Genomic DNA, 27,000 nt, shown 5'->3' with positions numbered 1-27,000 from the left:
CTGGGTGGGATCGGTAAAGGACGAGCTTCAGACGCTGACCGGCTGGGGGCGCACCGCGCCGACCAGGGCGCACGTCGTCAGCACCCCGGACGTCGAGGCGATCGCCAAAGCGGTCCGGGAGGCCGGTGAACGGGGCGTCATCGCCCGCGGTCTGGGCCGCAGCTACGGCGACCCGTCGCAGAACGCGGGCGGCACCGTCATCGACATGACCGCCCTCGACCGGGTGCACCAGATCGACGTGGACAACGCGACGGTGGTCGTGGACGCTGGCGTGTCGCTGGACACGCTGATGCGCCGGCTGCTGCCCTACGGGCTGTGGATCCCGGTGCTGCCGGGCACCCGGCAGGTCACCGTCGGTGGCGCGATCGGTTCGGACATCCACGGCAAGAACCACCACTCGCAGGGCTCGTTCGGCAGCCACGTGCTGTCGCTGGACCTGCTCACCGCCGACGGCGAGGTCCGCACGCTGACCCCGGACGGCGAGGGCTCCGAGCTGTTCTGGGCCACGGTCGGCGGCATGGGGCTGACCGGCGTCATCATCAGCGCGACGATCAAGCTCAAGCGCGTCGAGACCGCGTACTTCCTGGTCGACAACGTGCAGACGAAGAACCTCGACGAGCTGATCGAGCACTTCACCGACGGCTCGGACGACAACTACGTCTACTCCGTCGCCTGGTTCGACTCGCTGGCCCGCGGCGACAAGCTGGGCCGCGCGCTGCTCACCCGCGGCAACTCGGCCCGCGTCGAGGACCTGCCGAAGAAGCTGCGCAAGGACCCGCTGAAGTTCAACGCGCCGCAGCTGATGACCGCCCCGCCGATCTTCCCCAACGGCCTGGTCAACAAGTTGACCATCACCGCGTTCAACGAGGTCTGGTATCGCAAGGCGCCGACGAAGTTCGGCATGGTGCAGAACATCACCCAGTTCTTCCACCCGCTCGACCTGGTCGGCGAGTGGAACCGGGTCTACGGCCCCAATGGCTTCCTGCAGTACCAGTTCATGGTGCCGTTCGGGCAGGAGGCGATGTTCCGCCGCTCGATCGACAAGATCAGCGCGTCGGGCCACGTGTCGTTCCTGAACGTGCTCAAGACCTTCGGCGAGGGCAATCAGGCGCCGATGTCGTTCCCCCGCAAGGGCTGGACGCTGACCGTCGACATCCCGATCACCCCGGGCCTGGACCGGCTGTGTCAGGAGCTCGACGAGATGGTGCTGAACGCGGGCGGCCGGCTGTACCTGGCCAAGGAGTCCCGCACCTCGGCCGAGATGATCGAGCAGATGTACCCGCGGATCGAGGAGTGGCGCAAGATCCGCGCCGCGGTCGACCCGGAGGGCATCTTCCGCTCCGACCTCTCCCGGAGGCTGAGCCTCTGATGACTGCGGCGTCCGAAACCAAGGAACTCTGCGGCTGGGGTCGCACAGCGCCGACGCGGGCGCGCGTGCTGAGCACCGCCGACGTCGAGAAGATCGCCGAGGCGGTGCGCACCGCCGACGAGCGTGGCGTCCTCGCCCGCGGCCTGGGCCGCAGCTACGGCGATGTCGCGCAGAACGCCGGTGGTGTGGTCATCGACATGACCCCGCTGAACCGGATCCACGACATCGACCCGGACACCGCGATCGTGGACGTGGACGCCGGCGTCATCCTGGACCAGCTGATGAAGGCCGCGCTGCCCTACGGCTTGTGGGTCCCGGTGCTGCCGGGCACCCGCCAGGTGACCATCGGCGGCGCGATCGCCAACGACATCCACGGCAAGAACCACCACAGCGCAGGCAGTTTCGGCAACCACGTGGTGTCGATGGACCTGATAACCGCGGACGGGCACGTCCGGACGGTGACGCCGGACGGCGCCGAATCGGAGCTGTTCTGGGCGACCGTCGCGGGCATCGGCCTCACCGGCATCATCGTTCGAGCCAAGATCAGGATGACCCGGACCGAGACCGCGTACTTCGTGGCCGACCTCGAGCGCACCGACAACCTCGACGAGACGCTCGAACTGGTCAGCAACGGCTCCGAGGACGACTACACGTACTCCTCGGGGTGGTTCGACGCCATCTCCACCGGCGCCAAGCTGGGCCGCGCCGCGTTCAGCCGCGGCTCGCTGGCCAAACTGGACGACCTGCCTCCAAAGCTGCGTGCGAACCCGCTGAAGTTCGACGCGCCCAAGCTGGCGACGCTGCCCGACGTGTTCCCCAACGGGCTGGCCAACAAGCTGACCTTCAGCGCTCTCGGTGAGGCGTGGTTCCGCAAGTCACCCAAGCGCAAGCTCGGCGTGGTGGAAAACCTGACCGCCTTCTACCACCCGCTGGACATGTTCGGCGAGTGGAACCGGGCCTACGGTTCCAAGGGATTCCTCCAGTACCAGTTCAGCACGCCGCTGAACGCGCACGAGGAGCTGCGCCGGATACTGCTGAAGATCGCGCACTCCGGGCACTACTCGTTCCTCAATGTCTTCAAGCAGATGGGTGAGGGCAACCGAGCACCGCTATCGTTCCCGCACCCCGGCTGGATGGTTTGCGTCGACTTCCCGATCAAATCGGGCCTTTCCCAACTGTGCACCGATCTCGACGAGATGGTGCTCGAGATCGGCGGCCGGCTGTACACCGCGAAGGACTCGCGGGCCACGGCGGAGACGTTCCACCGGATGTACCCGCGCGTGGACGAGTTCCGCAAGATCCGCCAATCCGTAGACCCCGAAGGCATTTTCGCCTCAGACATGAGCCGGAGGCTTGAGCTGTGATCGACGCCGTTGGAAATCCCCAATCCCTGTTGGTGCTCGGTGGCACCTCCGACATCGCGCTGGCGACGGCGAAGCAGTACGCCGAGGCCCGCCCGCTGCGGATCATTCTCGCGGACCGCCCCGAGGAGTCGGAGCGCCTGAACGAGGCCGCCGAGGCGCTGCGCAAGACCGGCAGCACGGTGTCGATCCTGACGTTCGACGCCCGCAAGCCCGAGACACACGCCGAGGTTATCGACAAGGCGTTCGCCGACGGCGACGTCGACGTCACGCTGATCGCCTTCGGCATCCAGGGCGACAACGAGAAGGGCTGGACGGACGTCGAGGCGGCCCGCGCGGTGGCCGACATCAACTACGTGGCCCCGGTGTCGCTGGGCGTGCTGCTGGCAGCGAAGCTGCGCAAGCAGGGCCACGGCAACGTAGCGGTGATGTCCTCCCCCGCCGGTGAGCGCGCGCGGCGGTCGAACTTCGTCTACGGCTCCTCGAAGGCCGGCCTGGACGTGTTCTTCACCGGCCTGACCTACGCGCTCGAGGAGCACGGCGTGAAGGTGACTGTCGTGCGGCCGAACTTCACCCACACCAAGCTGACCGCGGGCATGAAGGCCGCGCCGATGGCGAACACCCCGGAAAGCGTCGCCAAGGTGATCGTGGACGGCGTCCGCAAGGGCAGTCCGCTGGTGTACGCCCCCGCGCAGTTCCGGTTCGTGATGTCGATCCTGCGGCTCGTGCCGCGCACCATCTTCCGCCGCCTGCCGATCTGATCGGTTTCGGAAGGGGCCGTCGGAGCCATCTCCGGCGGCCCCTCTGCTTTCCTGCGTCTCTGCAGGTCAAGGCCCGTGATCAGTTCTGGGTGCTATAGCGCCTGAAAGCACTCACGGGCATACCGCGCTGGGGAGTTGGAGAAATTTCGGCTCCGCAGGCAACGTTTCGTCCCCTTCCGGCGATCATCGTGGTGACGGGGCGATGAAGGCGCTCCGTCTGGAATATGTGACTTCCCGACGCGCTGCGCGCAGAGGAAGCGCGGATGCCTGGCGAAGTGGGGTTCACCGGGTGCCCGTGTCCGTGGGTCCTCCAATCTGCCTGAATCGCCGGAGGACCCACGGAACGTTCACCCGCTGCCGGACGCCCCACGCCGGTCCTCGCCGCCGACACGACCCGATCCACCGCTCACCCCGAATCGAGCCGGGCGTCCCTGCCTGAATCGCCGACAGCGGCAGGAGGGTCAGACCTGTCGGACAAAAAGAGCGAAGGACTCGAATCGGTAACACCCGGCAACGTTTCCTTTCCCACCGGCGATCACCAGGTGACCTGACCGAAAGGGTTACGAGTGAACGTCAAACGTCTCGTTGCGGCAGTGGCCGCCACGACAGCCGTACTCGGCTTGGCCGCGACCGCACCGGCAATCGCACAGCCCGAGGAACCGACCACCGCAACCACCACGACCGCGCCGGAAACACCGTCCACCAGCGAAAAGGTGCCCTCCGACGCCTCGGAACCGGCCGAAAGGCCCACCGCCACGGAGGAAACGGCGACATCGGAACCCGCCACCACCCCGGCGGAGCCCACCCCCGGCACCACCGCCGGCACCACCGCCGGCACCACCGCTGCGGAACCGACCACGTCCGCGGCGGAACCGACCACCGCAGCGGTCGCACCCGGTGACGGCGAGATCCAGCGGCGCTACGACTCGCTCACCCCGGCCTTGCGCGGTGAGGTCGGCAACCCGGTTCGCGCCGAGGTGGTCGCGGGCGACGCCCTTCGCTGGCAAGATTTCACCAACGCCCGCTTCTACTGGACGCCCGAAACCGGGGTGACCATCGTCCAGGGCCAGATCTTCCAGCGGTACCTGGACTTCGGCGCGCACGAAGGCCTCGGCGTGCCGGTCACCGACGAGCTGAGCTCCGTCGGCGGCACCAGCCGCTACAGCGATTTCGTCTTCCGGGACGCGACCGGCGAATACCCCTCCACGATCTACTGGTCCACCCGGACCGGGGCGCACCTGGTCGTGGAGGCCCTGCGCGATCACTACCGCGCGCTCGGCGAGGACCGCTTCGGCTACGTCGCCACGGACAGCTACCCGACACCGGACGAGCGCGCGGCCTACAACCATTTCGTCACGCCGCAGGGCCACGGCGCCTCGATCTACTGGAGCGAATTCGGGGTCGCCTCGGTCAAGGGCGCGATCCGGGACAAGTGGGCCGCAACCGGTTGGGAGCGCGGCCCCCTGGGCTACCCGATCAGCGACGAACTGGACGCCGGGGACGGCGTCGGCAGGTACAACGAGTTCTCGGGTGACGGGCGGCTGCTCGCCGGGATCGTGTGGAGCCCGCAGACCGGGGCGCACTCGCTGCAGGGCGTGATCGCGCAGCGCTACGTCGAACTGGGCGGCCCCACCGGCATCCTCGGCTACCCGACCACGGACGAGCTGGGCACGCCGGACGGGCGAGGCCGGTACAACCACTTCACCGGCACCGGCGGGGCGTCGATCTACTGGACACCGCAGACCGGCGCGCACGAGGTGTACGGCGGAATCCGCGCCCGCTGGTCGCAGCTGGGGTGGGAACGCTCCTACCTGGGTTATCCGGTGACCGGCGAGTACGACATCCCGCAGGGTCGGGCGAGCGAATTCGAGCGCGGCTTCGTCGAATGGCACCGCGACACCGGTGCGGTGGTGGACTTCCCGAAGAACTGAGCTCGGCTAATGCACGGTTGCCCGGTGGCGGCCAGTTCACCGGGCACCCGCAAGCTGCGGTAGAACTTGCTTGTGTCTCGGCCCTCGGCGGGAGGCCGCAATTTCCATTGAAATCGAAGGTGCGATTTCAATGGAAATTGCGTAGGACGGAGTCCAGACGACGACCGTAATTCCCGTAGGGGGCCGTAATTCCCGTAGGGGGCGCTACCCAGCGCCCTCCACGCAGGACGAGCCTGGAACAGGCTCTATGGCTCACGGGACTCGACCGGCCGGAACGGGTTCCAGGACCAGGTGGGCGGGTTCCGCCCAGGTCGAGGCGATGTCCCAGAGCGGGTCCGGGCCGGGGCCGGGCTCGCGGCGGAGGACGACCTCGATCGGGCGCGGTTCGGTCGGGGTGAAGTGGCGGTAGTTGAACTCCAGCAACGCGCGGACGAACGGGGTCGCGTCGGCCAGGCGCTGCTCGATCTGGGGCGCCAGGTAGCCGCGGTCCGAGAACCCGTCGACGATCGCGCAGTCGCAGTAGTACGCGAGCGCGCCGATTTCGCCTGGGCTGGAAACGGTGCGGTCGCCGACGATCCGTCCGAGTTCGGCGCCGATGCGCGCGTAGTCGGCCGGGGTCGCCCAGTTCGTCGTGATCGCCGCTTCGCGCCACGGCAGCCCTTGCTGCCCGCTGAACCACGCCTGCGCGGCGAACACCGCACACCCCACCACAGCCGCGAAGGGCCACCGGACCGCGCCGAGAACGCCGATGAGCAGCAATGACAAGCCGATCAGGCTCGGCGCGTAGTACCAGTGGTACGGCGGAACCCCGAGGCGCGTGTAGACGTAGTAGTGCGCGACGGCGCCGAGACCGATCAGCGCCCAAGGCCAAAGCAGTGCGGCGCGGCGGAACACCCGCAGCGCGCACACGACCGGCAGGCACGTCAGGCCGAGCACCGCCGGGATCAGCGAAACCACCACCGCTGTCGGGAAAGCCTCGTGGTAGAGCTCCAGCCCGTTGCTGAAGTCCCAGTCGCCCCAGGACTTCTGCAACTGCTTGATCACCAGCGTGTCCGGGACCGCCGATCCGAAGTAAAACCAGCTGAAGGTGAACCACGGCAACGCGACCGCGGCGGCCGTCAGCAGCCAGCGCCACCAGCCGCGCCACAGGCTCGGCAGGCCGATCAGCACCACCAGCACGAACACGCCGAGATCCAGCCTCGTCAGGGCCAGCAATCCGGCGGCGAGGCCGAACAGCACCGGTCGGCGCCGCACCGCCGCCAGCAGCAGCAGACCGAGAAGGGCCGAGGCCAGCGTCATCTCCAGCCCCACCGTGGACAGCACCAGCGGGTTCGCCGCGACCAGCAGCGCTCCCAGCGACCCGATCCAACCGGGGAATCCGCTGGTCCGCGCCGCGCTGCCGAGGAACGCCGAGAGCGCGACGTTGGCCAGCACGAACACCACTCCCAGCGCCACCACCGGCTCCCGCACCACCTCGATGGCCGCGGCGAGCACCAGGACGTTCAGCGGGGCGGTCGCGGAGTTCGAGACCTCGGCGCCGATCAGCCCCCAATGGCCGTGGAACGCCAGATTCCGGGCGTAGCTCAGGGTTATGTAGCTGTCGTCGATCAGGGCACCGTGGACGACCCACAACACCGCGCCGGACACGACGCCTACCACCAGCGGCCAGACCGGCACCCTGACCCGCGCCCGCTCCGGCCGTTCCACCACGATCTCGGCAACATCCACCTGCCACTCCCGTCTGCTCGACACATGCACGCCGAACCGGCCCTGGACGTTGCCTGCGCGCGGGCAACCTGCGCGGGACGCAGATCGTCAATCGGCTGGACGAATTCGGCGCGCCACCACCAGCGGCGAGAGCAGGTTTCGTCAGGATGACCGGCGACGCATTTCCGATCTACGAGGAGCGCGGTGAAGTACTGGAGCAGCTCGGCGCAACTCGATCCGCCGGCCGAACCGCGGCCCGTCGAAGCCGACCGCCCCAAGCGGTCCCGGCTCGGCCAATGGCTGGTGCACCTGCTGGCGTGCTGCGTCGGCATCGTCGGGCTCGGCTGCGCGCTCGCCCTTCCGCTGGCACCGGTCTGGGTGGACCGCACCGAGGTCAGCTGGACAGGTGCCGAGTCCACGACCGCGTTCTTCGCGCCCTACCGCCCAGCTTCGTTCGACGCGTCCGTGCCGTGTCCGGTGCTGCGCGCCGCCCTCGACCGGCCGGAGCGGACCACGGTCCTGACCACCCTGCCGCCGGGTAGCGCCCGCGAAGGCCTGGTTCTAGCCACCCGCGACGGGAAACCCGAGCTCGTGCTCGGCCAGCACCAAGTGCCGCTGCCGCCCGGCACCTGCGACCTGGCGATCCACGCGGACTCCGGGCAATCCGTGGTGACCCCGGGCGGCCGACCGCCGATCGTGCTGCCCGGGGTGGCCGCGCCGGAGATCTTCACCTTCGCCACCGATCTCGAAACCGCGCAGCTGGCCGGGATGTCGGTGACCGCCCGCACCTTCTCCTGGTTCGACACCTCGCCGACCGACAGCAAGACCACCCTGATCACGGCCGCGCTGGTGCTCGCGCTCGTGTCGCTGGTCCTGCTGTTCGTCCACGCCCCACCGGTATTCGGCGCGATCCGCCTGCGTCCGCTGCTCCTGCCGGTCGATGCCGCGGTCGCCGCGGTACTGGCGGGATGGCTGGTCATCGGGCCGCTCACGGACGACGACGGCTTCGCAATGATGACCGTGCGCAACTACGACGAGGCCGGCGACATCGGCAACTACTACCGCTGGTTCAACGCCTCCGAAACCCCGTTCACACTGGTCCAGCACCTGATGCGGTGGGTTTCGGCGGACAGCCTCGCGCCCGCCTGGCTGCGCGTGCCCAGCACGATCGCCGGGCTGCTGACCTGGATCGTCGTCAGCCGCGGCATCGTCGCGCCGGTGTGCCGGGGCACCCGGCGCCTGCCGCTGCACCTGCTCGCGGCGGTGTTCTTCCTGGCCTGCTGGCTGCCGTTCGGGTTGGGCATCCGGCCGGAGCCGTTCGTCGCGCTCGGTACGTCCGCGCTGGTCGCGGCCCTGCTGAAGATGTCCCGGACGCGGGCAGCGCACTTCTGGCTCGGCGTCGCCGCGCTAATCGCCGGGCTGACGGTGGCGGTCACGCCGACCGGCGTCAGCGCGCTGATCACCGTGCTCGTGTTCGCGCCGCGCATCGGCCGGGTGCTGGTGGAGCGCGGCGCGCTGCCGCGTTGGATCAGCGGGCCCATGCGCGTCGTGCTGCTCGGCTGCGTGGGATCGGTCGGCGTGGTGGCGATGTTCGCCGACTCGACGCTGGGCGGAGTCCGGCAGGCGACCGCGATCCACGACGAGTTCGGGCCCAGCCTCGGCTGGTACCAGGAGTTCGACCGGTACGCGAACCTGCTCGGCACGGGCATGTGGGGCGCCGCCGGCAAGCGGATGGTGGTGTTCCTCGTCGTGACGGCCGTGCTGATCGCTGCGGCGTGCGCGATGCGGCAGATGCACCGGTGGACTGGGCTGACCGACCTGCCGATGCTGCTCGGCGCCGTAGCCGCTGTCTTGGTGGCGATGTGGTTGACGCCGTCGAAGTGGACGCACCACTTCGGGGCGTTCGCCGGGGTCGGCTCCGCGCTGCTCGCGGTGACGGTCGTGCTGCTGGGGCGGGTCGGCCGGCTCGACCACGCCAAGCGGGAAGCGCGGCTGGTCGGCGTGTTCGGTGGGATCGCCGCGTCGGTGGCCGCGGGCCTGGCGTTCATGGGACCGAACGCCTGGCCGTCGCAATCGAACCTGGCGATGCCGTGGTCCGACATGCCCGTCCGGCCCGACCTGCCGATGGACAACCCGGCGCTGTGGCTCGCGACGGGTGCGGCGGTCGGCGTGCTCACCTTCGGCTTCGTCCGGGTGCGCACGAAGCTGTCGAAGCAGCCCGGCCCCGGCGGTCTCATGTGGACGGTCATGCCGTCGTCGGTGCTGGGGTTGGCGGCGCTGGCGTCGATGGCGGTGCTGATCGGATCTTTCATCGCCGCGCCGCAGACGATGGGCGACCGCTTCTCCATCGCCCGGATGAACTGGCAGAGCATCCGGGCCAACAGCTGCGGGTTGGAGAGCGAGATCGAGACGCTGCCGATCGCCGAGCGGCTGATGCCGGTGGCCGGGACCGCCGAACTCGACGGCTTCACCGCGGGTGGCGCGCCGCCGCAGGAGCCCGACCTGCGCGAAGAGCGCTCGGGCGAGCCGTTGCAGGCGAAGAAGCCCGACGACCCGAAGGCACCCGAGGGCGAGGTGGCGTCGACGTCGGCGAGCCAGTTCGCCTGGACCAGCACGACGGGCGGACCGCAGACGACCGGCTCGCTGACCTCAGCCTGGTTCGGCCTGCCCGGCCTCACCGGCGACCAGACGCTGTCGCTGTGGGTCTCGGGTCGGCCCGAGCAGGGCAACTCGCTGGCCCTGGAGTTCGGCACGGCCGGCGGGCGGCAGGTGGCGACGCGCGAGCTGCGTGATCCACCGCCGACGGATCTGCCGTTCGACGACCCGCGTCACGGCCGGCCGATCGACTGGCGGAACTTCCGCGGTTGGCGGCTGCTCACGGTCGAGCCCGGCGAGATCCCGGCCGGGGCCGAGCGGGTGCGGGTGCGCGCCGAGGACCGCACCAGCGACGACCAGGGGTGGCTGACCGTCAGCGGCCCCGCAGTCCGGGACGTGGTGCCGCTGCGGCAGGCGCTCGAAGAGCGGGAACCGGCGCTGATCGACTGGCCGATGAGCTTCGTCTTCCCCTGCCTCTTCAACTACCCGCAGGTGTCGCACGGCGTCGCGACCAGCCCTCGGATGCTGATCACACCGCCCGCCGGCGAGGGCTCGATGGCGTTCGAGCCCGACATGGGCGGCGTGTTCGCCGGGGTGCCGATGCTGTCCCAGCAGCTCGAGCTCCCCACCCGCCTGCGCCACGCCCCCGGCAACACCTGGGGCCACCTCTACTACGTCCGCTACCCGATCGACCGCGACGCCTACGCGACGACGCGGCACCGCGAACGTATCGGCGGCGCCGACGGCGACCCCGCCTACCCGTTCGAGGCGCACTGACCGCAGGTTGAGGTTTTACAGGCGGCTGTTTCCATTCGCCGCGTCGGAACTGTGCTCGCCAGACGATGTCTGAGGACCCGCAACGGTGATCGCGACACCCTCCGAATGGACGCACAAATTTGGCGTGCTGATCGGGATCGGAGCCGCTACCCTGACAGCGGGTGTGGTGTTGATCGCTGTCCGTGCACGCCGGCCAGCCTCCGACCGCCGCGGTGGTCGGATTGCTGTGCACCCGCTGGCCGTGTTCGCAGCGGCGTAGACATTCGCTGAAAAGCACAATTCCCGCACTCTCAGTACGGGGGCCTCGGCAGCTGCGGCCTCGCCGACCACATGGTCATCACCCCGACACCTCGCCGATGGCCAGATACCTGGCGGAACCGCCCGCGTACCTGGGCAACCTGCCTGCGGGCCTGGGATTCGGCGGGACCGCCGCCGACGAGCGGAGCATCGGCGGAGCACGCGAGACCGGCATCTGGGAGGAGATGTCCACGCGGCTGGTGGGGGGACCGGGAAAACCCCGGCTACGCCGAGTGGGGCCACCTGATCGTGGTGGATTACCCGATGCCGGGCAACGACTTCGGCGTGCAGAGCGTTCCTGTTCCACGGTGGGGATGGCGAGGGGAGTGACCATGGCCGACACGATGCGCCAACAGGTCCGGATTCCGGTGCCGCATCAGCGGCAGGCCACCCGCGAGGGCGCGCTGATCTCCTACGTGCTGCCGGTCTACAACGAGGTGGCGGGCATCCGCCGGTTCCACGAGGAGCTCGTCGAGACCACGGCCACTCGCCCCGAATTCGACTACGAGTTCATCTACGTCAACGACGGCTCCGCGGACGGATCGCTGGACGTCCTGCAGGACCTGGCCAAGAACGACCCGCGCGTGCGGGTGGTGGACTTCGCCCGCAACTTCGGCCACCAGATCGCCATCACCGCCGGGCTGGACCACGCGCAGGGCGACGCGGTGATCGTGATGGACACCGACCTGCAGGACCCGCCGCGGGTCAGCCTGGAGCTGATCGACACTTGGCTGTCCGGTGCGGAGATCGTGTCCGCCCGGCGGCGCACCCGCCGCGACACCCCGTTCAAGCGCGCCACCGCGCACACCTACTACCGGGTGCTGCGGCGCTGCGCCGAGGTGGACATCCCGGTGGACACCGGCGACTTCCGGCTGCTCGACCGGCGCGCCGCCGAGGAGCTGCGGGGCTTCCGGGAACGCAGCCGGTTCATCCGGGGCATGGTCGCCTCGATGGGGTTCGAGCAGCGCGAGGTGCTCTTCGACCGCGACGAGCGGATGGCCGGCGAGACCAAGTACCCGATGCGGAAGATGATGCGACTGGCCGCCGACGGGGTCACCGGCTTCTCCACCGTGCCGCTGAAGCTGATCACCCGGATCGGGTTCATCACGCTGGGCCTGGCGATGCTCGGCATCATCTACTCGGTGACGCTGCGGCTGTTCTTCCCCTCGATCACGGTCTCCGGGTGGACCATGCTGATGGTCGCGATGCTGTTCCTGGGCGGGCTGCAGATGCTGTCGCTGGGGGTCATCGGCAGCTACGTCGGCCGGATCTACCACGAGGTGCAGCAGCGCCCCCTCTACATAGTGCGGAACGTGATCTCGCATGACGAAGACTGAACCGATCGGCGGCAGCGACCGGCTGATCAGCCGGTCGCTGCTGCGCTACGCGTTGATCGGCGCCAGCGGCGTGCTGCTGGACTACCTGCTGTTCCTGCTGCTGTTCAACGCGGTCGGGCTGCACGAGCAGCCCGCGAACGCGATCAGCACGACGGCCGGGATCACCAACAACTTCGTGCTCAACACGCTGTTCAACTTCCGCAAGCGAGACCGGATCCTGGTGCGGTTCCTGCGGTTCTACGCCGTCGGCGTGGCCGGGATCGCGTGGGCGTTCGTGCTGCTGCAGGTGTTCTCCGGCTGGCTGGGCATCGACCCGAACCTGGTCAAGGCCGGTTCGCTGCCGGTGGTGCTGATCTTCCAGTACTCGATCAACACGAAGTGGAGCTTCGGATGAGAGTAGGCGTCGTCGGGGCGGGCGCGACCGGTTTGACTGCGGCGTTCGACACGGTGAAGGCCGGGCACGACGTGACGGTGCTGGAGGCGTCCGCGGAACTGGGCGGGCTGGCGGCGTCGATCGAGGTCGGCGGGACGCCGCTGGAGCGCTTCTACCACCACAGCTTCCGCACCGACCGGGCGATGATCGAGCTGGTCGAGGAGCTCGGCCTCGGGCACCTGCTGCGGTTCCACAAGCCCAGCACCGGCGTGTACATCGACGGGGAGCTGCACGACTTCGGCACGCCGCAGGAGATGCTGCGGTTCCCGAAGTTCTCGCTGCTGGACCGGTTCCGCTTCGGGGCGTCGGCGGCGGTGCTTAAGTTCGTCCGAAATGGACAGCGGTTCAACTCGGTGCGGGCGCTGGACTGGATGCGCCGTTGGGCCGGACCGCGCGTCACCGAGACGATCTGGGAGCCGCTGCTGACCGGCAAGTTCGGCGCCCACGCCGAGCAGATCTCGATGGCCTGGTTGTGGGCGCGGATCCACTACCGGACCTTCGAACTCGGTTACGTGCACGGCGGTTTCGAGCAGGTGTACCGGGCGCTGCTGGACGCGGTGACCGAACGCGGCGGGAAGGTGGAGTTCGACAAGCCGGTCGAGTCGATCCGCCAGCCCGGCGCGACGGTGCTGGTGGGCGCCGGGGACGGCAGCAGCTACGAGTTCGACAGGCTGATCGTGACCGTGCCGCAACCGGTGTTCGCGAAGGCCGCCGGGATCGCATCGGACCACGTGCTGTGGCAGAACCAGTACCTCGGCGCGACCTGCTTCGTCCTGGAGTGCGACCGCAGCGTCATCCCGCACTACTGGCTGAACATCAACGACCCGGCGTTTCCGTTCCTGGCGGTCGTCGAGCACACCAACATGGTCGACCGCAGCGAGTACGGCGGGCGGCACATCGTCTACGTCGGCAACTACGTGCCGCGCGAGGACTGGCGGTTCACCACCGATCCGGCCGAACTGCTGGAGCGCTACATCCCCTGGCTGCGCAAGCTGAACCCGGACTTCGACCGGTCCTGGATCCTCGACTGGCACTTCTCCAAGGCGGGCTTCGCCCAACCGATCGTGACGCCGCAGTACCGGTCCCTGATCCCCGGCCACCACACGGCGATGCCCGGCGTGACCCTGGCGACGATGTCCCAGATCTACCCGCAGGACAGGGGCCAGTCCTACGCGATAGCGATGGCCCACGAAGTGACCAACCGCCTCAACCTCGACCGGGGTTGATTGGGGAAATTGGCGCCAGCCCGGGTGACGGGCGGCGGATCCCGCGCCGGTGATGATGCTCGCGGCGTCGGAGACGAGGAATGCGACGGTCTCGGCGACTTCCCCGGGGCGTCCGATGCGGCCGATCGGGTGCGCCCACTTGGCGTTGGAGCTGCGCAGGTCCTGCAGCAGCCAGCGCTCCTGCTCCGCGCCCGTGAGGCTGCGCTTCGGGTCCAGCCGTGGTCCAGCCGAGCCGGGTCCTGGGTCGAGAACTTGTCGCCGCCGACCTGGTCGTCGCGGTACTGGCGGGTGTCGACCGTGTGGAACATCGCCAGCCGACCCCGCTGGATCCGCCGCTCCGAATGACCGGGGAATGAACACCCCGGACCTCGCCGCGGCAACGTGCATCCAGCTCAGGCCCATTCCGGCAACAACGTGGCCGGATCGACGACGAACGGTGCAGGCAGCGACAGCGTCACAGCGACAGCGCTCTCCTCCCCGACGACCACGTAATGGCCGTCGTCCTTGAGGGTGTATGCGGCGACGCTGACAGGTTTGCTCAGATCAACAATCCAATAATTGCCGATACCAGCTTCGGCGTACTCGCCGAACTTCGTCACTCGGTCGGTTCGCACCGAGCCAGGCGACACAATCTCGACCGCCAGCCGCACATCGGCGGCACGATAGCGGGCAGGACTCTTCCTGGCCGCTTCAACCGATACGACAACGAGGTCAGGGATGCGAATGGTGCTCGGCCATTCATCGAACAGAACGACTTCGACCTCGGGCAGCACGACCAAGTCCTGGGGTACCTGATCGTCTAGCTGCCGCGTCAGCTTCTTCAGCGCCCACTGGTGATCGGACACCGGCCGAGGACTCACGTGGAGGGTCCCTTCGACGAGTTCAACGCGGTGGCTGTTGTCCTCGGGAAGCTCGGCCCAGTCTTCCAGGGACAGCAGGTGGTCCGGCCACGCCACAGCGCTCATCCCTCCTCAGGCGAGGTACCAGTACGCGACCAATTGTGCCCTACTCCCCCAACAGTGACGCTGTGCAGCGTAAATGCAACGGCGCCCCCGGCCTGGTTCGGTCGGGGGCGCCGTTGGTTCGGACTTACAGGTAGAACGCCAGGAACAGGCAGCCGGCGAGAATCACGCCGAGGACCATCAGGACCTTGTCCTTCAGGACCACTTCCTCCGGCTCGCCCGCCACGCCCTTGTCGATGTCCACCGCGTACCGCAGGATCGCCACCACCATCGGGATGATCGAGATCAGGCCCCAGCGGGACGACTCGAACTCCCGGATGTCGTACGCCCACAGCGCGTAGCACATGATCGTGATGGCCGCCGCGATCGCCCACACGAACCGCAGGTAGGACGGCGAGTACGCCTTCAGCGACTTGCGGATCTTCGCGCCGGTCTCCATCGCCAGCTTGACCTCCGCGTAGCGCTTGCCCGCCACCATGAACAGCGAGCCGAACGCCACGATCAGGTAGAACCACTGCGTGATGACCAGGTTCGCGGCGGCACCACCGGCGATGGCGCGCAGCAGGAAGCCGGACGCCACGATGCACAGGTCGATCACCGGCTGGTGCTTCAGGCCGAAGCAGTAGCCCAGCTGCACCAGGATGTAGACCGCCATCACGATCAGCAGCGGCGTGCTGGTCAGGGCCGAGATCACCAGCGAACCGCCCAGCAGCAGCACGCACACCGCGTACGCGATCGGCACCGGGATCAGGCCGGCGGCGATCGGGCGGTTCCGCTTCGTCGGGTGCTGGCGGTCGGCCTCGACGTCGATCGCGTCGTTGACGAAGTAGATGCCGGACGCGGCCATCGAGAACACGAGGAACGCGATCACCGCGTGTCCCAGGATGCCCGGGTTCAGGATCTCGCCCGCCGCGAACGGAACGGCCAGGACCAGGACGTTCTTCACCCACTGCTTGGGGCGCAGCTCCTTGACCAGGCCGGAGACCAGGCCCGCCGTGGTGCCCGCCTTGGCGGTCACCTTCGCGTGGTAGGCGTCCGAGGACTTGTCCTTGATGTCGTCGGACTTGGCCGACGACACCTCAAGCGCCTCGTCGCCGAACTCTGCGCCGATGGTGCCTTCCGCGTCCGCCTCGATCTCGACCCGCTTCTCCTGCGCGGTTTCGCCGGACTTCGCCTCGTCGCCGGACTCGTCGGACTTGTCGGGCTCGTCGGACTTGTCGGTGCCGGTCAGCACCGCGTCGCCGACCTGGGCACCGTTGCTGCCTTCCGCGTCGGCCTCGGCCGGGGCGTCGGGCTTCCCGGTGTCGACCTCGGTTTCGTTCTTGTCAGCCACGGTTCCTCCGCCGTCTCATGAATCGCCGCACGCCCCACGCCACGGCACCGCCGAGCGCCGAACCGGCGACCACATCGCTCGGATAATGAACCCCCAGGACAAGCCGGCTGACCATCATCGGCGGCACCAGCGCCGGGGTCAGCTTCTTGCCCGTCAACCCGCCGTAGAGCACCGCGGCGGCCGTCGTGGACGTCGCGTGCGAGGACGGGAAGCTCAGCTTGCTCGGCGTGCCCACCAGCACCTGGACCTCGGGGTCGGCGGGGCGGCGGCGGCGCACCACGCGCTTGACCGCGATCGACGCCGCGTGCGCGGCGGCAACCCCGACGGCGGCGGTCAGCCACTCGCCGCGGCGCTTGCGGTCCACCAGCGCGCCGACCGCGCCGATGGCCAGCCAGCCGCCGGCGTGCTCGCCGAACAGCGACATCGCCTGGGCGGCCTTGACCACCGCCGGCTTCGCCAGCGCGCCCTGCACCTTGCGCAGCGCGACGGTCTCGGGGGTGACCGCTGCCCGTGCCTCGTCGGTGGGTGCGGCGGCCGGTTCTTCGGGGGCGGTCGCCGTCGTCAGCTCTGCCACATCGTCTCCGGGTGTCGGGGTCACTTCTGGTCGAAGACCTGTTTCCAGGACTCCGCACTGGTCAGCTCGGGCAACGCGTCGCGGTAGGCGGACCGCAGCCGCCCCCACTCCCGCGCCAGCCGCTTGTAGTTCGCCAGCGCGCGCATCCCGAGTCGGCGGAACTCCTCCGGGTCACGGCGCCGGAACGCCACCCCGCTGCCGTCGGCGTTCGACACGGTCGCGCTGTCCAGGTTGCCCAGCAGGAACCACCGTGCGCTGGCGGCGGGCACGTTCAACTGGGGCCGGTCGGTGGCCGACTTCGTCGGCTCCTTGAGGTTGTGCAGCAGCGCCTTCGATGCGCGGGCCGCGATCACCGCCGGGTTCACCGGCGGCTTGAGCAGGCCCTCGGCCATGATCGGGTCCGCCGACGGCGGCGGGAACTCGCGGGCCGACGGCAGCGTCTTGGCATCGTCGTAGTCCTTGCGCAGCTCGCGGACCTCCGGCAGCGCCGAGCGGAGGCTGTCGAACAACCCCTCCGGGCCCGCCATGAAGTCCTCGATCGCCTTCTGCTGCACCGCGACCGTCGAGTACTCCATCGACAGCAGGTGCCGGAGCGTGAGCTTGAGGCCCTGCTTGACGATGTTGGTCTTGACTTCCTCCGGGCTGTGCAGCGCGGCCAGGATCAGCCGGTTGCGCGTGTGGAAGTACGAAGTCCAGTCCGTGGCGTCGTTCTTGTCGGTCCACGGCATGTGCCAGATCGCCGCGCCCGGCAGCGTTACCGTCGGGAACCCGTGCCCGCCCGCTCGCAGCGAGTACTCCGAGTCGTCGTGCTTGATGAACAGCGGCAGCGGCAACCCGGTGCGTTCGATGACCTCGCGCGGGAACAGGCACATCCACCAGCCGTTGTAGGTGGAGTGGATGCGCTGGTGCAGCTTGGTGGTCTTGCGCAGCGGCTTCTTGGCGAAATCGTGGTTGGTGACCGCGCCCGGCGCGGCCCGCCAGATGCCATTGGCGAGGTCGACGACCTCACCCATGGTGTGCAGCCGCGAACGGGCCTGCAGGTTCAGCATCTGGCCGCCGACGATCACCGGGTTCGAGGCGGCGCGCGCGAACGCGTTCGCCCGCAGCACGCCGTCCGGCTCCAGTGCGATGTCGTCGTCGATGACCATGACCTGCGCGGCGTCTGAGTTGTGGACGCCCTCGTACATGACCCGGGTGAAGCCGCCGGAGCCGCCGAGGTTGTCCTGCTCGATCACGTGCAGCTTGTCGCCGATCCGCCGGGCGGCCTCGTCGAAGCCCTGGGTGTCGCGGATCTTCTGCGGGCCCTGGTCTGCCACCACGACCCGCTCGACGACGTCCATCACCTGCGGGTCCTCGCCCAGTGTCTGCAGCGCGAGCACGCAGTCGGCGGGCCGGATCGTGGTGGTGCCGATCAGCACCTTCTGCTTGGGCAGCGGGACGTCGGTGGTCCACGCCGCCTCATCGATCTCCAGCGGGACGTCGTTGGTGAACAGGTCGAACCAGATCCACCCGCCGTCCTCGAACGGTGTCAGCGACACCCGGAACTCCAGCGACTTCCAGTCGTCGCTGGCCACCGGGGTGCCCTCCAGGTGGACGCTGTCGCCGTTGGCCTTCGAGCGGTAGACGTCGAGCCGACCGGCCCCCTTCACCTTCAGCCGCAGCACGACCTCGTCGACCTTTGTCCAACGCTTCCAGTAGCTGGCCGGGAAGGCGTTGAAGTAGGACGCCAGGGAGATCTTGCGGTGCGAGGGCACCAGCAGGCGGCGCCGCGACACGACCGTCGCGGAGCTGTCCAGCGCCGCGGGCTCGTCGATGTACAGCGGACGCACGTCCAGCGGGTCCTCGCTGCGCGGGAACACGACGCGCTGCAGCACCTGCTCGGGCGCCACGTCGGCGGTTCCGGAGCGCACCGATGTCACGTCGCTGAGCTTGCTCTCGCCCGCGGCGGCAGCACGGTCCTCTCGGGGGGTCCGGTCGGTCACGTCAGTCCTCCAGCGAGCCGTCCAGCGAACGACCCTCGGTGAAGTAAGGGGCGATCTTGTTGTCGAACATGCTCAGCGCCGAACCGATGGCCATGTGCATGTCCAGGTACTTGTAGGTCCCGAGCCGTCCGCCGAAGACGACCTTGCGCTCCTTGGCCTCTTTCTTGGCCAGCTCGCGGTAGGCCTCCAGCTTCTGCCGGTCCGCCGGGGTGTTGATCGGGTAGTACGGTTCGTCGCCGCTTTCCGCGGCCCGCGAGTACTCGCGGACGATGACCGTCTTGTCCTTCGGGTAGTAGTCGCGCTCCGGGTGGAAGTGCCGGAACTCGTGGATCCGGGTGTACGCGACGTCCTCGTCGGCGTAGTTCATCACCGACGTGCCCTGGAAGTCCTCGGTCTGCACGACCTCGGTCTCGAAGTCCAGGGTGCGCCAACCCAGCTCGCCCTCGACGAAGTCGAAGTAGCGGTCCAGCGGGCCGGTGTAGACGACCGGAACGTCGGCCGGCAGCTCGGCGCGCACGTCGAAGAAGTCGGTACTCAGCCGGACCTCGATGTTCGGGTGATAGGCCATCTTCTGCAGCCAGGCCGTGTAGCCGTCGACCGGCAGGCCCTCGAAGCTGTCGTTGAAGTACCGGTTGTTGAAGTTGTAGCGGACCGGCAGGCGGCTGATGACGGCCGCGGGCAGTTCCTTGGGGTCGGTCTGCCACTGCTTGGCCGTGTACCCGCGCATGAACGCCTCGTACAGCGGGCGGCCGATCAGCGAGATGGCCTTCTCCTCCAGGTTCTGCGCGTCCGCGGTGTTGATCTCGGACGCCTGCTCGGCGACCAGCGCCTTCGCCTCGTCCGGGGTGAACGAGCGGCCGAAGAACTGGCACAACAAGCCCAAGTTCATCGGGAGCGAGTAAATCTGCCCCTGGTACTTGGTGAACACCCGGTGCCGATAGTCCGTGAACTCGGTGAACTGGTTCACGTAGTCCCAGACCCGTTTGTTCGAGGTGTGGAAGAGGTGGGCGCCGTAGCGGTGCACCTCGATACCCGTCTCGGGCTCCGCCTCCGAGTAGGCGTTGCCCCCGATGTGGTCACGTCGGTCCAGCACCAGCACCCGCTTGTCCAGCTGGGTGGCGGCGCGCTCTGCGATCGTGAGGCCGAAGAATCCGGAACCAACAACGATCAGGTCATAGCCTGCGAAGCTCACAGCCGTCGAGGGTAGCGGGGGCAAACCACCGGCCCGAAACCGCGTTGACGTTCGCCGCTACGCATAGCTACGTGGCGTGTCGATATCGCCTCGCTCAGCGGCCTTCCCACCCTTGATCAGGACTTTCTTCATACAATCGATGATTCCGCGAGTACCGTCCGCAGCTATTCGCGGCTGTTATTACCCGTCAGGCGACGCGACCGGCGAGTCGTGCCGCGGGTAGCATCGCGCGCGGCGTCGACTCGCCCCGCAGCCGCCGCGGGCCGGTGACCGGCGCGGTAGCGGGGCCTGATCCTGGGATGGTGAGCATCGGCTTGGCACGCGCGCGTGATGGGCGGTTCCTGCTGGTCGCGGCGGTCGTGATCGAGATATTCGCGATCTGGTTCGTGCACTGGATCGACACCCGCGGCTACATGGACACCGAGATCTACCGGCTCGGTGCGCGGGCGTGGCTGAACGGTTACCAGGTGTACGGCGACGACCTGACGCCGGAGAGCCCGGACTCCGGCACGCTGCCGTTCATCTACCCGCCGTTCGCGGCGCTGCTGTTCATCCCGCTGACCTGGCTGTCGGTGGACGGCGCGGTCGTGCTGGTGGCAGTGCTGTCGCACATCGCGATCCTCGTCACTGCCTACTCGCTGGCCCGCTCGTCGGACTACCTCGCGCCGCGCGCCGGGCTGGTGGCGGTGGCCACCGCGGTGCTGATGCCGTGGTTCACGCTGATCGAGCCGGCCCGCGAGACGATCAACTACGGTCAGATCAACCTGGTGCTGATGGCGCTGGTCGCGGCCGACTGCCTGCTGCCGCGCACCAGGTGGCCGCGCGGGTTGCTGGTGGGCATCGCGGCGGCGATCAAGCTGACGCCGCTCGGGTTCCTGCTGCTGTTCCTGCTGCGCCGGGACTACCGCGCGATGGCCGTGACGGGCCTGACGTTCGCCGCCACCGTGCTGATCGGGCTGATCGCCGCGCCGAAGGACGCGGCGGACTGGTGGCTGGACAAGATGCTGTCCACCGGGGACTCCTTCGGCACCGTCTACGCCGGCAACCTCACGTTGCGCAGCCTGCTGGCGAAGCAGTCGCTGACCGGGTTCGAGCTGAACTCGCTGTGGGTCCTCGGTTCGGTGCTGCTGCTGGCGCTCGCGGTGCTCGGCATGCGATACGCGCTGCGGATGGCGAACGCGCCGCTGGCGCTGATGCTCAACGCCGTGCTGGTGCTGCTGGTGTCGCCGATCTCCTGGTCGCACCACTGGGTCTGGGCCGGGCCGACGCTCGCGCTGCTGTTCGCCATGTCGTTGCGGCACCGCTGGTACGGCGTGCTGCTGACCGTCGGGTTGTGCGCGCTGACGGTCCTCGCCGGCCCGCAGTGGTACCTGCCGAACACCGAGGACCGCGAGCTGGACTGGACGTTCTCGCAGCAGGTCGTCGGCAACGCCTACACGCTGATCGGCATCGGCTTCCTGATCGCGGCGGCGGTCGCCTACATCCGCTTCCGGGGTCCAGGCACCCCGCAACTTCCATTGAAATCGAACCGACGATTTCCATTGAAATCGTAGAAGTTGTCCACATCCTCCGGTGTGTCGCGGGCCGACACACCGGTGTTCTGCGATTTCAATGGAAACCGGACCTCTGATTTCCATTGAAATCGCGGGAATCGTCCACAGGGGACGCCGGGTCGTGGTCACTCGGACAGAGCAGCTGACCAGCGGAGGATCCGGACCCACCGGATACTCGCCTCACGTAGGCCGGCCCCGATCGCCGTCGCGGAAGCGAGGTATCGCCAATGCGTCTCCGGTTCAGCGTCCCGATCGTCCTCTTGCTCACCGCGACCGCACTGCCCGGTGCGAGCGCGGCGGAGACCCCCGAGACGACCAGCACCCGAGTCGCGTTGCGCGACGCGCCGATGAACCGCGACGCAACGCGGGAAGTGCATCCCGGCGGGGTTTTCGACCTGGTCGGCATCACCTGGCGCGGCCCCGCGCCAGACCGCGTCGAGGTGCGCACCCGGAGCGCCGCCGGCTGGAGCCCGTGGTCGGAGCTGGAAGCGATCGACGCGGCGCAGGGCAGCGAACCGCTGTGGACCGAGCGCGCCGACACCGCCGAGGTGCGGGCCAGCCGGGCGGGCGCTGACGTGACCGGCGAGCTGGAACTCGTCGCGATCAACCCGGGCTCCGCATCCGCCGCACCACCCCGGTCGAGCGCCCCGGGGCAGCCGCCGGTCGTCGGCCGCGCGCAGTGGGGCGCCGACGAGAGCCAGATGACCTGGCCGCCGGAGCGCACCGAGACGAAGGCGGTCGTGGTGCACCACACCGCCGGGACCAACGACTACGACTGCGGCCGGTCGGCCGACATCGTGCGGGCGATCTACCGCTACCACGCCGTCGAGCTGAAGTGGGGCGACATCGGCTACCACGCCCTGGTCGACAAGTGCGGCACGATCTTCGAAGGCCGCGCCGGCGGACTGCGCGACGACATCATCGGCGGCCACGCGCGGGGCTTCAACGGCGGGACGTTCGGCGTGTCGATGATGGGCAACTACGACCGCATCGCGCCTTCCGGCGCCACCATCGAGTCGGTCGCGGCGATCAGCGCGTGGAAGCTGAACACCGCCAGGGTTCCCGCGGACGGCCGCATCGAGCTGATCGCCGGGCCCGCGAACAACTCACACTTCCCGCCCGGCGCGGTGGTTCCGCTACCGACGATCTTCGGCCACCGCGACGTGAGCAAGACGGCCTGTCCGGGGCAGCGCGGCTACGAGCAGCTCGACAAGATCCGGGCCCGCGCAACAGCCATGCAACGCGACCACCGGCCATGACCGGTTGACCGCAGTTTCAATCGAAACGGCGGTCACCACCAGCGGTCGAGGACGTGCGCCACGCCGTCTTCGGCGTTGGTTGCCGTGACCTCGTCCGCCACCGCCAGGGCCTCCGGGTGGGCGTTGCGCATCGCCACGCCGTGGCCCGCCCACTTCAGCATCGGGACGTCGTTGGGCATGTCGCCGAAGGCGATCACGTCGGCCTGGTCCACGCCCAGCTCCTCGGCCACCGCCGCCAGGCCGGTCGCCTTGTCGACGCCCGCCGCGGACAGCTCGATCAGCCCGGCCGTCGTCGAGTAGGTCAGCTGGAGCTGCGAGCCGAGCACCGCGCCGACCGCCGCCGCCATCTCCGCGCTGGTCATGTGCTCGTGCAGGACCAGCAGCTTGACCGCGGCCTTACCGGTCAGCTCGCCCGCGCCGGCCACATGGATGTCCGAATTCGGCCACACCCGGCGGAAATCGGCCTCGGCGAGGAACTGCTCGTGGGGCCGGTCCCGCGCGCCGTCGGTGGTCCGCTCCACCGCGAAGGCGCAGCCCGGCAGCTCGTGCCGCAGCTCGCGGGCCACGTCGTGCAGCAGCACCGGGTCGATCACGTGGCTGTGCAGCACCCGGTCGGCGGACGCGTCGTAGAGCACCGCACCGTTCGCGCAAACCGCCATCCCGGACACGCCCAGCCCAGCGACGACCATCGGCATCCAGCGCGGCGGACGCCCGGTGGCCAGCACGAACGGCGTGCCCGACGCCACCACCCGCTGCACCGTCCGCGCGGTTCGCGGGCTCACCCGCTCCATCGGGTCGAGCAGGGTGCCATCCACGTCCGATGCCACCAGGCCAGGTTTGCGCACCCAGTCATCCTGCCCGGTCCCGGTCATCGCGCGGGAGGCCCGGGCCCCTGTTACGCGACCCGCGCCACGTTCCGCATCACCTGATCGGGTCGATAAGGGCGGGGCTCGACCAGTACGGTCAACGGCGTGCGAGTTGGGATCGTGATTCTGCCCGAACACCGTTGGTGGGCTGCCGAGCCGCTGTGGCGGATGGCCGAGGAGTACGGCTTCGCCCACGCCTGGACCTACGACCACCTCGGTTGGCGGTCCCTGGCGGACAAGACCTGGTTCGACGCGGTCCCGACGTTGACCGCGGCCGCCACGCTCACCTCGACGATCCGGCTGGGCACCCTGGTCGCGTCGCCGAACTTCCGGCACCCCGCGCACTTCGCGCGCGAGCTGACCGCGCTGGACGACATCGCCGACGGCCGCATCACGCTCGGCATCGGCGCGGGCGGCATCGGTTTCGACGCGCACGTGCTGGGCCGCGCCGAACTCACCGCCGGGCAGCGCGTCGACCGGTTCACCGAGTTCGTCGAGCTGCTCGACCAGATCCTCACCCAAGACTGCACCGACTACTCCGGCGAGTACTACACGGCCGTCCAAGCGCACCGGGCGCCCGGCTGCGCGCAGCTGCCCCGGATGCCGTTCGTGATCGCCGCCAACGGGCCGCGGTCGATGCGGTTGGCAGCGGAGTACGGCCAGGGCTGGGTCACCACCGGTCGGCCTGCCGACGACGTGGAGACCTGGTGGCGGTCGGTCGCCGAGCTGTCGCTGCGGTTCGCCGAAGTGCTCGCCGAACAGGGCCGCGACCCGGCGAATGTCGACAAGTACCTGCAGGTGGACGCCGCACCGGCCTACTCGATGTCCAGTGTGGACTACTTCCGGGACGTGGTCGGCCGGGCCGCGGAGCTCGGTTTCACCGACGTCATCACGCATTGGCCACGCCCCGAGGAGCCGTACGCGGGCAAGGAGTCCACTGTCGAGGAGATCGCCTCGGAGGTCCTGCCCGAACTGTGATCTCCCCGTGACAAACCCGAGCACGCGCCGACGCATCGCACGGGGCATGCAAAGCACTACATGGGGGCGTACTCGCCGATTCACCGATCTGCCGTTCGTCGTTCGCGCTGACCGCACTCGTGACCGCAGGTTGCTCGCAAGCACCCAGCGGCACGCCCGGCTCTCTCGCGGCGGGCCGTCGGTGTCGACCGTCGGCGCCTCGTTGTCGTTGTCGCGCAAAACCGGCGGATCCGGTCGCCGAGACCGGCCAGCGCGAGGACCTGCGCGCCACCAGGGGGTTGGACACGCCCCACCGTAAGCCGGGCCGCAACCGCAGGTGTGCCCCCGGGAGCTGCCGGGTAGGCCTTTCCGGCAGGAGGTGGTGGCGATGTCGGTGAAGAACGTCGTGCAATTCCTGCTGGATGAGGCGGGCACCACCTATGCCGCCCAGGCCGGGATTTCGTTGGCGAACAAACCCGCCCCGCTGTACCGGTTGCTGGTGCTGTCGATGCTGATGTCCACCCGGATCAGGGCGGAGCTGGCGGTATCGGCCGCGCGCGAACTGGCCGAGTTCGGGACGCCGCAGAAGATGTGCGACGCGACCTGGCAGCAGCGGGTCGACGCGCTCGACCGCGGGCACTACGCGCGGTACGACGAGAGCACGTCCACGGCGCTCGGCAAGGGCGCGCAGCTGCTGATCGACCGGTACCACGGGGATCTCCGGCGGATGCGCGCGAAGGCCGACGGGGACATCGGCCTGCTGCAGGAGAAGCTCACCGAACTTCCCCGGCTCGGGCCGGTGGGCGCGGACATCTTCTGCCGCGAGGTGCAGCTGGTGTGGCCCGAGCTCCGGCCGTTCTTCGACAAGAAGGCGTTGGCGGGCGCGGAGAAGCTCGGCCTGCCCACCGATCCGGACCGGCTCGCGGGCCTCGTCGAAGGGCACGAGCTCGCCCGCCTGGCGGCCGCCCTGGTTCGGGCGACCCTCGATCGCGGCCTCGCCGCTGAGATCACCAAGGCGGCCTGAACCCACTGGTCAGGACCCATGAGCGCGTCGCGGGGTTCGCAAGTTCCATTGAAATCGAAGGTCCGATTTCAATGGAACTTGCGTAGGACGGAGTCCGGACGACGACCGTAATTCCCGCAGGGGGCCGTAATTTCCGCGGGGGCCGCACGCACCGAACACGACACGACACGTGAGACGCGCCTGGAAATCAGCCCCGGCCGGGGTGATCACTTGGGTTCGAGGACCTCGCGGCCGCCGAGGAACGGGCGCAGCGCCTGGGGCACCCGCACCGAGCCGTCCGGCTGCTGGTGGTTCTCCAGGATCGCGACGATCCACCGGGTGGTGGCCAGCGTGCCGTTGAGCGTGGCGGCGAACTGCGGGCGGCCGTCCTCGTCGCGGTAGCGGGTGTTCAGCCGCCGCGCCTGGAACGTGGTGCAGTTCGACGTCGAGGTCAGCTCGCGGTAGGTCTGCTGGCTCGGCACCCACGCCTCGCAGTCGAACTTGCGGGCCGCGCTCGCGCCGAGGTCCCCGGCCGCCGTGTCGATCACCCGGTAGGGCACCTCGATCTTGGCGAGCATCTCCTCTTCCCAGGCCAGCAGCCGCTGGTGCTCGTCGCGGGCCTCGTCCTCCCGGCAGTAGACGAACATCTCCAGCTTGTTGAACTGGTGCACCCGGATGATGCCGCGGGTGTCCCGGCCGTAGGAACCGGCCTCCCGGCGGAAGCACGTCGACCAGCCCGCGTAGCGCAGCGGGCCGGTGGAGAAGTCCACGATCTCGCCCGAGTGGTAGCCCGCCAGCGGGACCTCGGAGGTGCCGACCAGGTACAGGTCGTCCTCCTCCAACCGGTACACCTCGGTGGCGTGCGCGCCGAGGAACCCGGTGCCCTCCATGATCTCCGGGCGAACCAGCACCGGCGGCACGACCAGGGTGAAACCGGCGGCGGCGGCCTGCGCGGCGGCCATGTTCAGCAGCGCCAGCTCCAGCTGCGCACCGATGCCGGTCAGGAAGTAGAAGCGGGCGCCGGCGACCTTCGCGCCGCGCTCCATGTCGAAGGCGCCGATGGCCGTGCCCAGCTCGACGTGGTCCTTGATCTCGAAGTCGAACTCGCGCGGCACCCCGACGTGCTTGAGCACGGCGTAGTCGTCCTCGCCGCCCGGCGGCACGTCGGCCTCGACGACGTTGGACACGGCCTTCTGCGACCGCAGCAGCTCCTCGTCGGCCGCCGACTGCTCCGCCTCGGCCTCCTTGACCTGCGCGGCGAGCTCCTTGGCCCGGGTCAGCAGGGCCTCGCGCTCCTCGCCCTTGGCCTTGCCGACCTGCTTGCCGAGCTGCTTCTGCTCCGCGCGCAGGTTGTCCGCCCGGGACACCGCGGACCTGCGACGCTCGTCGGCGGACAGCAGCGCGTCCACCAGGGACGCGTCCTCTCCTCGCGCGCGCTGCGAAGCGCGCACCGCTTCCGGATCATCGCGTAGCGTCTTCAGGTCGATCACAGCTGGTCAGCGTAGCCGCCCGCCGCGAGAGACCC

At 68.9% G+C, this 27,000-nt stretch carries 21 protein-coding genes; 13 read left to right on the top strand and 8 right to left on the bottom strand.

Features of this window, described 5'->3' with window-relative positions:
- The first annotated feature begins 4 nt into the window (after positions 1 to 4).
- The 4 genes from FDZ84_RS12725 (at position 5) to FDZ84_RS12710 (ending at position 5,422) form a co-directional block, all read left to right on the top strand.
- Entirely contained in the window at positions 5 to 1,369 is a 1,365-nt protein-coding gene (locus FDZ84_RS12725) for an FAD-binding oxidoreductase (protein ID WP_168586073.1), read from the top strand.
- A complete protein-coding gene (locus FDZ84_RS12720) occupies positions 1,369 to 2,733 on the top strand; it encodes an FAD-binding oxidoreductase (protein ID WP_168586072.1) in 1,365 nt (454 codons plus the stop codon). The genes FDZ84_RS12725 and FDZ84_RS12720 overlap by 1 nt, the downstream gene beginning before the upstream one ends.
- Entirely contained in the window at positions 2,730 to 3,491 is a 762-nt protein-coding gene (locus tag FDZ84_RS12715) for a decaprenylphospho-beta-D-erythro-pentofuranosid-2-ulose 2-reductase (protein WP_168586071.1), read from the top strand. Before FDZ84_RS12720 ends, FDZ84_RS12715 begins: the two co-directional genes overlap by 4 nt.
- A 566-nt stretch (positions 3,492 to 4,057) precedes the next feature.
- A complete protein-coding gene (locus FDZ84_RS12710; RefSeq protein ID WP_246868970.1) occupies positions 4,058 to 5,422 on the top strand; it encodes a hypothetical protein in 1,365 nt (454 codons plus the stop codon).
- Positions 5,423 to 5,674: 252 nt separating this feature from the next.
- Here the strand turns inward: FDZ84_RS12710 and FDZ84_RS12705 are convergent, their stop codons facing one another.
- Positions 5,675 to 7,150: a hypothetical protein gene (locus tag FDZ84_RS12705; protein WP_168586070.1), complete on the bottom strand. Its 1,476-nt coding sequence runs from the start codon at positions 7,148 to 7,150 to the stop codon at positions 5,675 to 5,677.
- 183 nt (positions 7,151 to 7,333) lie between these two features.
- Here FDZ84_RS12705 and FDZ84_RS12700 point away from each other — a divergent pair, with 183 nt between their 5' ends.
- From FDZ84_RS12700 to FDZ84_RS37740, 5 genes are all read left to right on the top strand, one after another.
- Entirely contained in the window at positions 7,334 to 10,501 is a 3,168-nt protein-coding gene (locus FDZ84_RS12700) for an arabinosyltransferase domain-containing protein (protein WP_168586069.1), read from the top strand.
- A 356-nt stretch (positions 10,502 to 10,857) separates the two neighbouring features.
- The gene (locus FDZ84_RS12690; RefSeq protein ID WP_246868969.1) at positions 10,858 to 12,135 is read left to right on the top strand and encodes a glycosyltransferase family 2 protein; all 1,278 of its coding nucleotides are present in this window, start codon (positions 10,858 to 10,860) and stop codon (positions 12,133 to 12,135) included.
- Positions 12,122 to 12,529: a GtrA family protein gene (locus tag FDZ84_RS12685; RefSeq protein ID WP_168586068.1), complete on the top strand. Its 408-nt coding sequence runs from the start codon at positions 12,122 to 12,124 to the stop codon at positions 12,527 to 12,529. The genes FDZ84_RS12690 and FDZ84_RS12685 overlap by 14 nt, the downstream gene beginning before the upstream one ends.
- A complete protein-coding gene (locus FDZ84_RS12680) occupies positions 12,526 to 13,794 on the top strand; it encodes an NAD(P)/FAD-dependent oxidoreductase (protein WP_168586067.1) in 1,269 nt (422 codons plus the stop codon). Before FDZ84_RS12685 ends, FDZ84_RS12680 begins: the two co-directional genes overlap by 4 nt.
- A gap of 24 nt (positions 13,795 to 13,818) precedes the next feature.
- Positions 13,819 to 14,139 (top strand): hypothetical protein, encoded by a 321-nt coding sequence (locus FDZ84_RS37740; RefSeq protein ID WP_210435533.1) that lies wholly within the window; start codon positions 13,819 to 13,821, stop codon positions 14,137 to 14,139.
- A gap of 47 nt (positions 14,140 to 14,186) precedes the next feature.
- Here the strand turns inward: FDZ84_RS37740 and FDZ84_RS12670 are convergent, their stop codons facing one another.
- From FDZ84_RS12670 to glf, 5 genes are all read right to left on the bottom strand, one after another.
- Positions 14,187 to 14,750 (bottom strand): Uma2 family endonuclease, encoded by a 564-nt coding sequence (locus FDZ84_RS12670; RefSeq protein WP_210435532.1) that lies wholly within the window; start codon positions 14,748 to 14,750, stop codon positions 14,187 to 14,189.
- A 133-nt stretch (positions 14,751 to 14,883) separates the two neighbouring features.
- Positions 14,884 to 15,834: a decaprenyl-phosphate phosphoribosyltransferase gene (locus tag FDZ84_RS12665; RefSeq protein WP_371812888.1), complete on the bottom strand. Its 951-nt coding sequence runs from the start codon at positions 15,832 to 15,834 to the stop codon at positions 14,884 to 14,886.
- A 247-nt stretch (positions 15,835 to 16,081) separates the two neighbouring features.
- Complete coding sequence (locus tag FDZ84_RS12660; protein ID WP_371812849.1) at positions 16,082 to 16,663, bottom strand: phosphatase PAP2 family protein; 582 nt, start codon at positions 16,661 to 16,663, stop codon at positions 16,082 to 16,084.
- 20 nt (positions 16,664 to 16,683) lie between these two features.
- The gene (locus FDZ84_RS12655; protein ID WP_168586064.1) at positions 16,684 to 18,645 is read right to left on the bottom strand and encodes a glycosyltransferase; all 1,962 of its coding nucleotides are present in this window, start codon (positions 18,643 to 18,645) and stop codon (positions 16,684 to 16,686) included.
- A 1-nt stretch (position 18,646) separates the two neighbouring features.
- Positions 18,647 to 19,837, bottom strand: coding sequence for a UDP-galactopyranose mutase (gene glf, locus FDZ84_RS12650; protein WP_168586063.1), 1,191 nt, complete (start codon positions 19,835 to 19,837; stop codon positions 18,647 to 18,649).
- Positions 19,838 to 20,151: 314 nt separating this feature from the next.
- Between glf and FDZ84_RS12645 the strand changes: the two genes are divergently transcribed.
- Both FDZ84_RS12645 and FDZ84_RS12640 read left to right on the top strand, forming a co-directional pair.
- Positions 20,152 to 21,390: a glycosyltransferase 87 family protein gene (locus FDZ84_RS12645; RefSeq protein WP_246868968.1), complete on the top strand. Its 1,239-nt coding sequence runs from the start codon at positions 20,152 to 20,154 to the stop codon at positions 21,388 to 21,390.
- Between the two features lie 227 nt (positions 21,391 to 21,617).
- Complete coding sequence (locus FDZ84_RS12640) at positions 21,618 to 22,649, top strand: N-acetylmuramoyl-L-alanine amidase (protein WP_168586061.1); 1,032 nt, start codon at positions 21,618 to 21,620, stop codon at positions 22,647 to 22,649.
- A gap of 32 nt (positions 22,650 to 22,681) precedes the next feature.
- Here FDZ84_RS12640 and FDZ84_RS12635 read toward each other — a convergent pair whose 3' ends face one another.
- A complete protein-coding gene (locus FDZ84_RS12635) occupies positions 22,682 to 23,494 on the bottom strand; it encodes an HAD family hydrolase (RefSeq protein WP_168586060.1) in 813 nt (270 codons plus the stop codon).
- Between the two features lie 126 nt (positions 23,495 to 23,620).
- On the opposite strand from FDZ84_RS12635, the gene FDZ84_RS12630 reads away from it, so the two are divergent.
- Together FDZ84_RS12630 and FDZ84_RS12625 are read left to right on the top strand one after the other, a co-directional pair.
- Positions 23,621 to 24,493: an LLM class flavin-dependent oxidoreductase gene (locus FDZ84_RS12630; RefSeq protein ID WP_168586059.1), complete on the top strand. Its 873-nt coding sequence runs from the start codon at positions 23,621 to 23,623 to the stop codon at positions 24,491 to 24,493.
- A gap of 367 nt (positions 24,494 to 24,860) precedes the next feature.
- On the top strand, positions 24,861 to 25,496 hold the full coding sequence (locus FDZ84_RS12625; protein ID WP_168586058.1) for an endonuclease: 636 nt from the start codon (positions 24,861 to 24,863) through the stop codon (positions 25,494 to 25,496).
- A gap of 206 nt (positions 25,497 to 25,702) precedes the next feature.
- Here the strand turns inward: FDZ84_RS12625 and serS are convergent, their stop codons facing one another.
- Entirely contained in the window at positions 25,703 to 26,965 is a 1,263-nt protein-coding gene (gene serS / locus FDZ84_RS12620) for a serine--tRNA ligase (protein WP_168586057.1), read from the bottom strand.
- Between the last annotated feature and the right edge of the window lie 35 nt (positions 26,966 to 27,000).

The organism is Saccharopolyspora sp. ASAGF58 (assembly GCF_012277335.1).
GTDB lineage: Bacteria > Actinomycetota > Actinomycetes > Mycobacteriales > Pseudonocardiaceae > Saccharopolyspora > Saccharopolyspora hattusasensis.
Note: the sequence above shows the minus strand (reverse complement) of the source record. Positions and strands in the feature narration are given on the sequence as shown.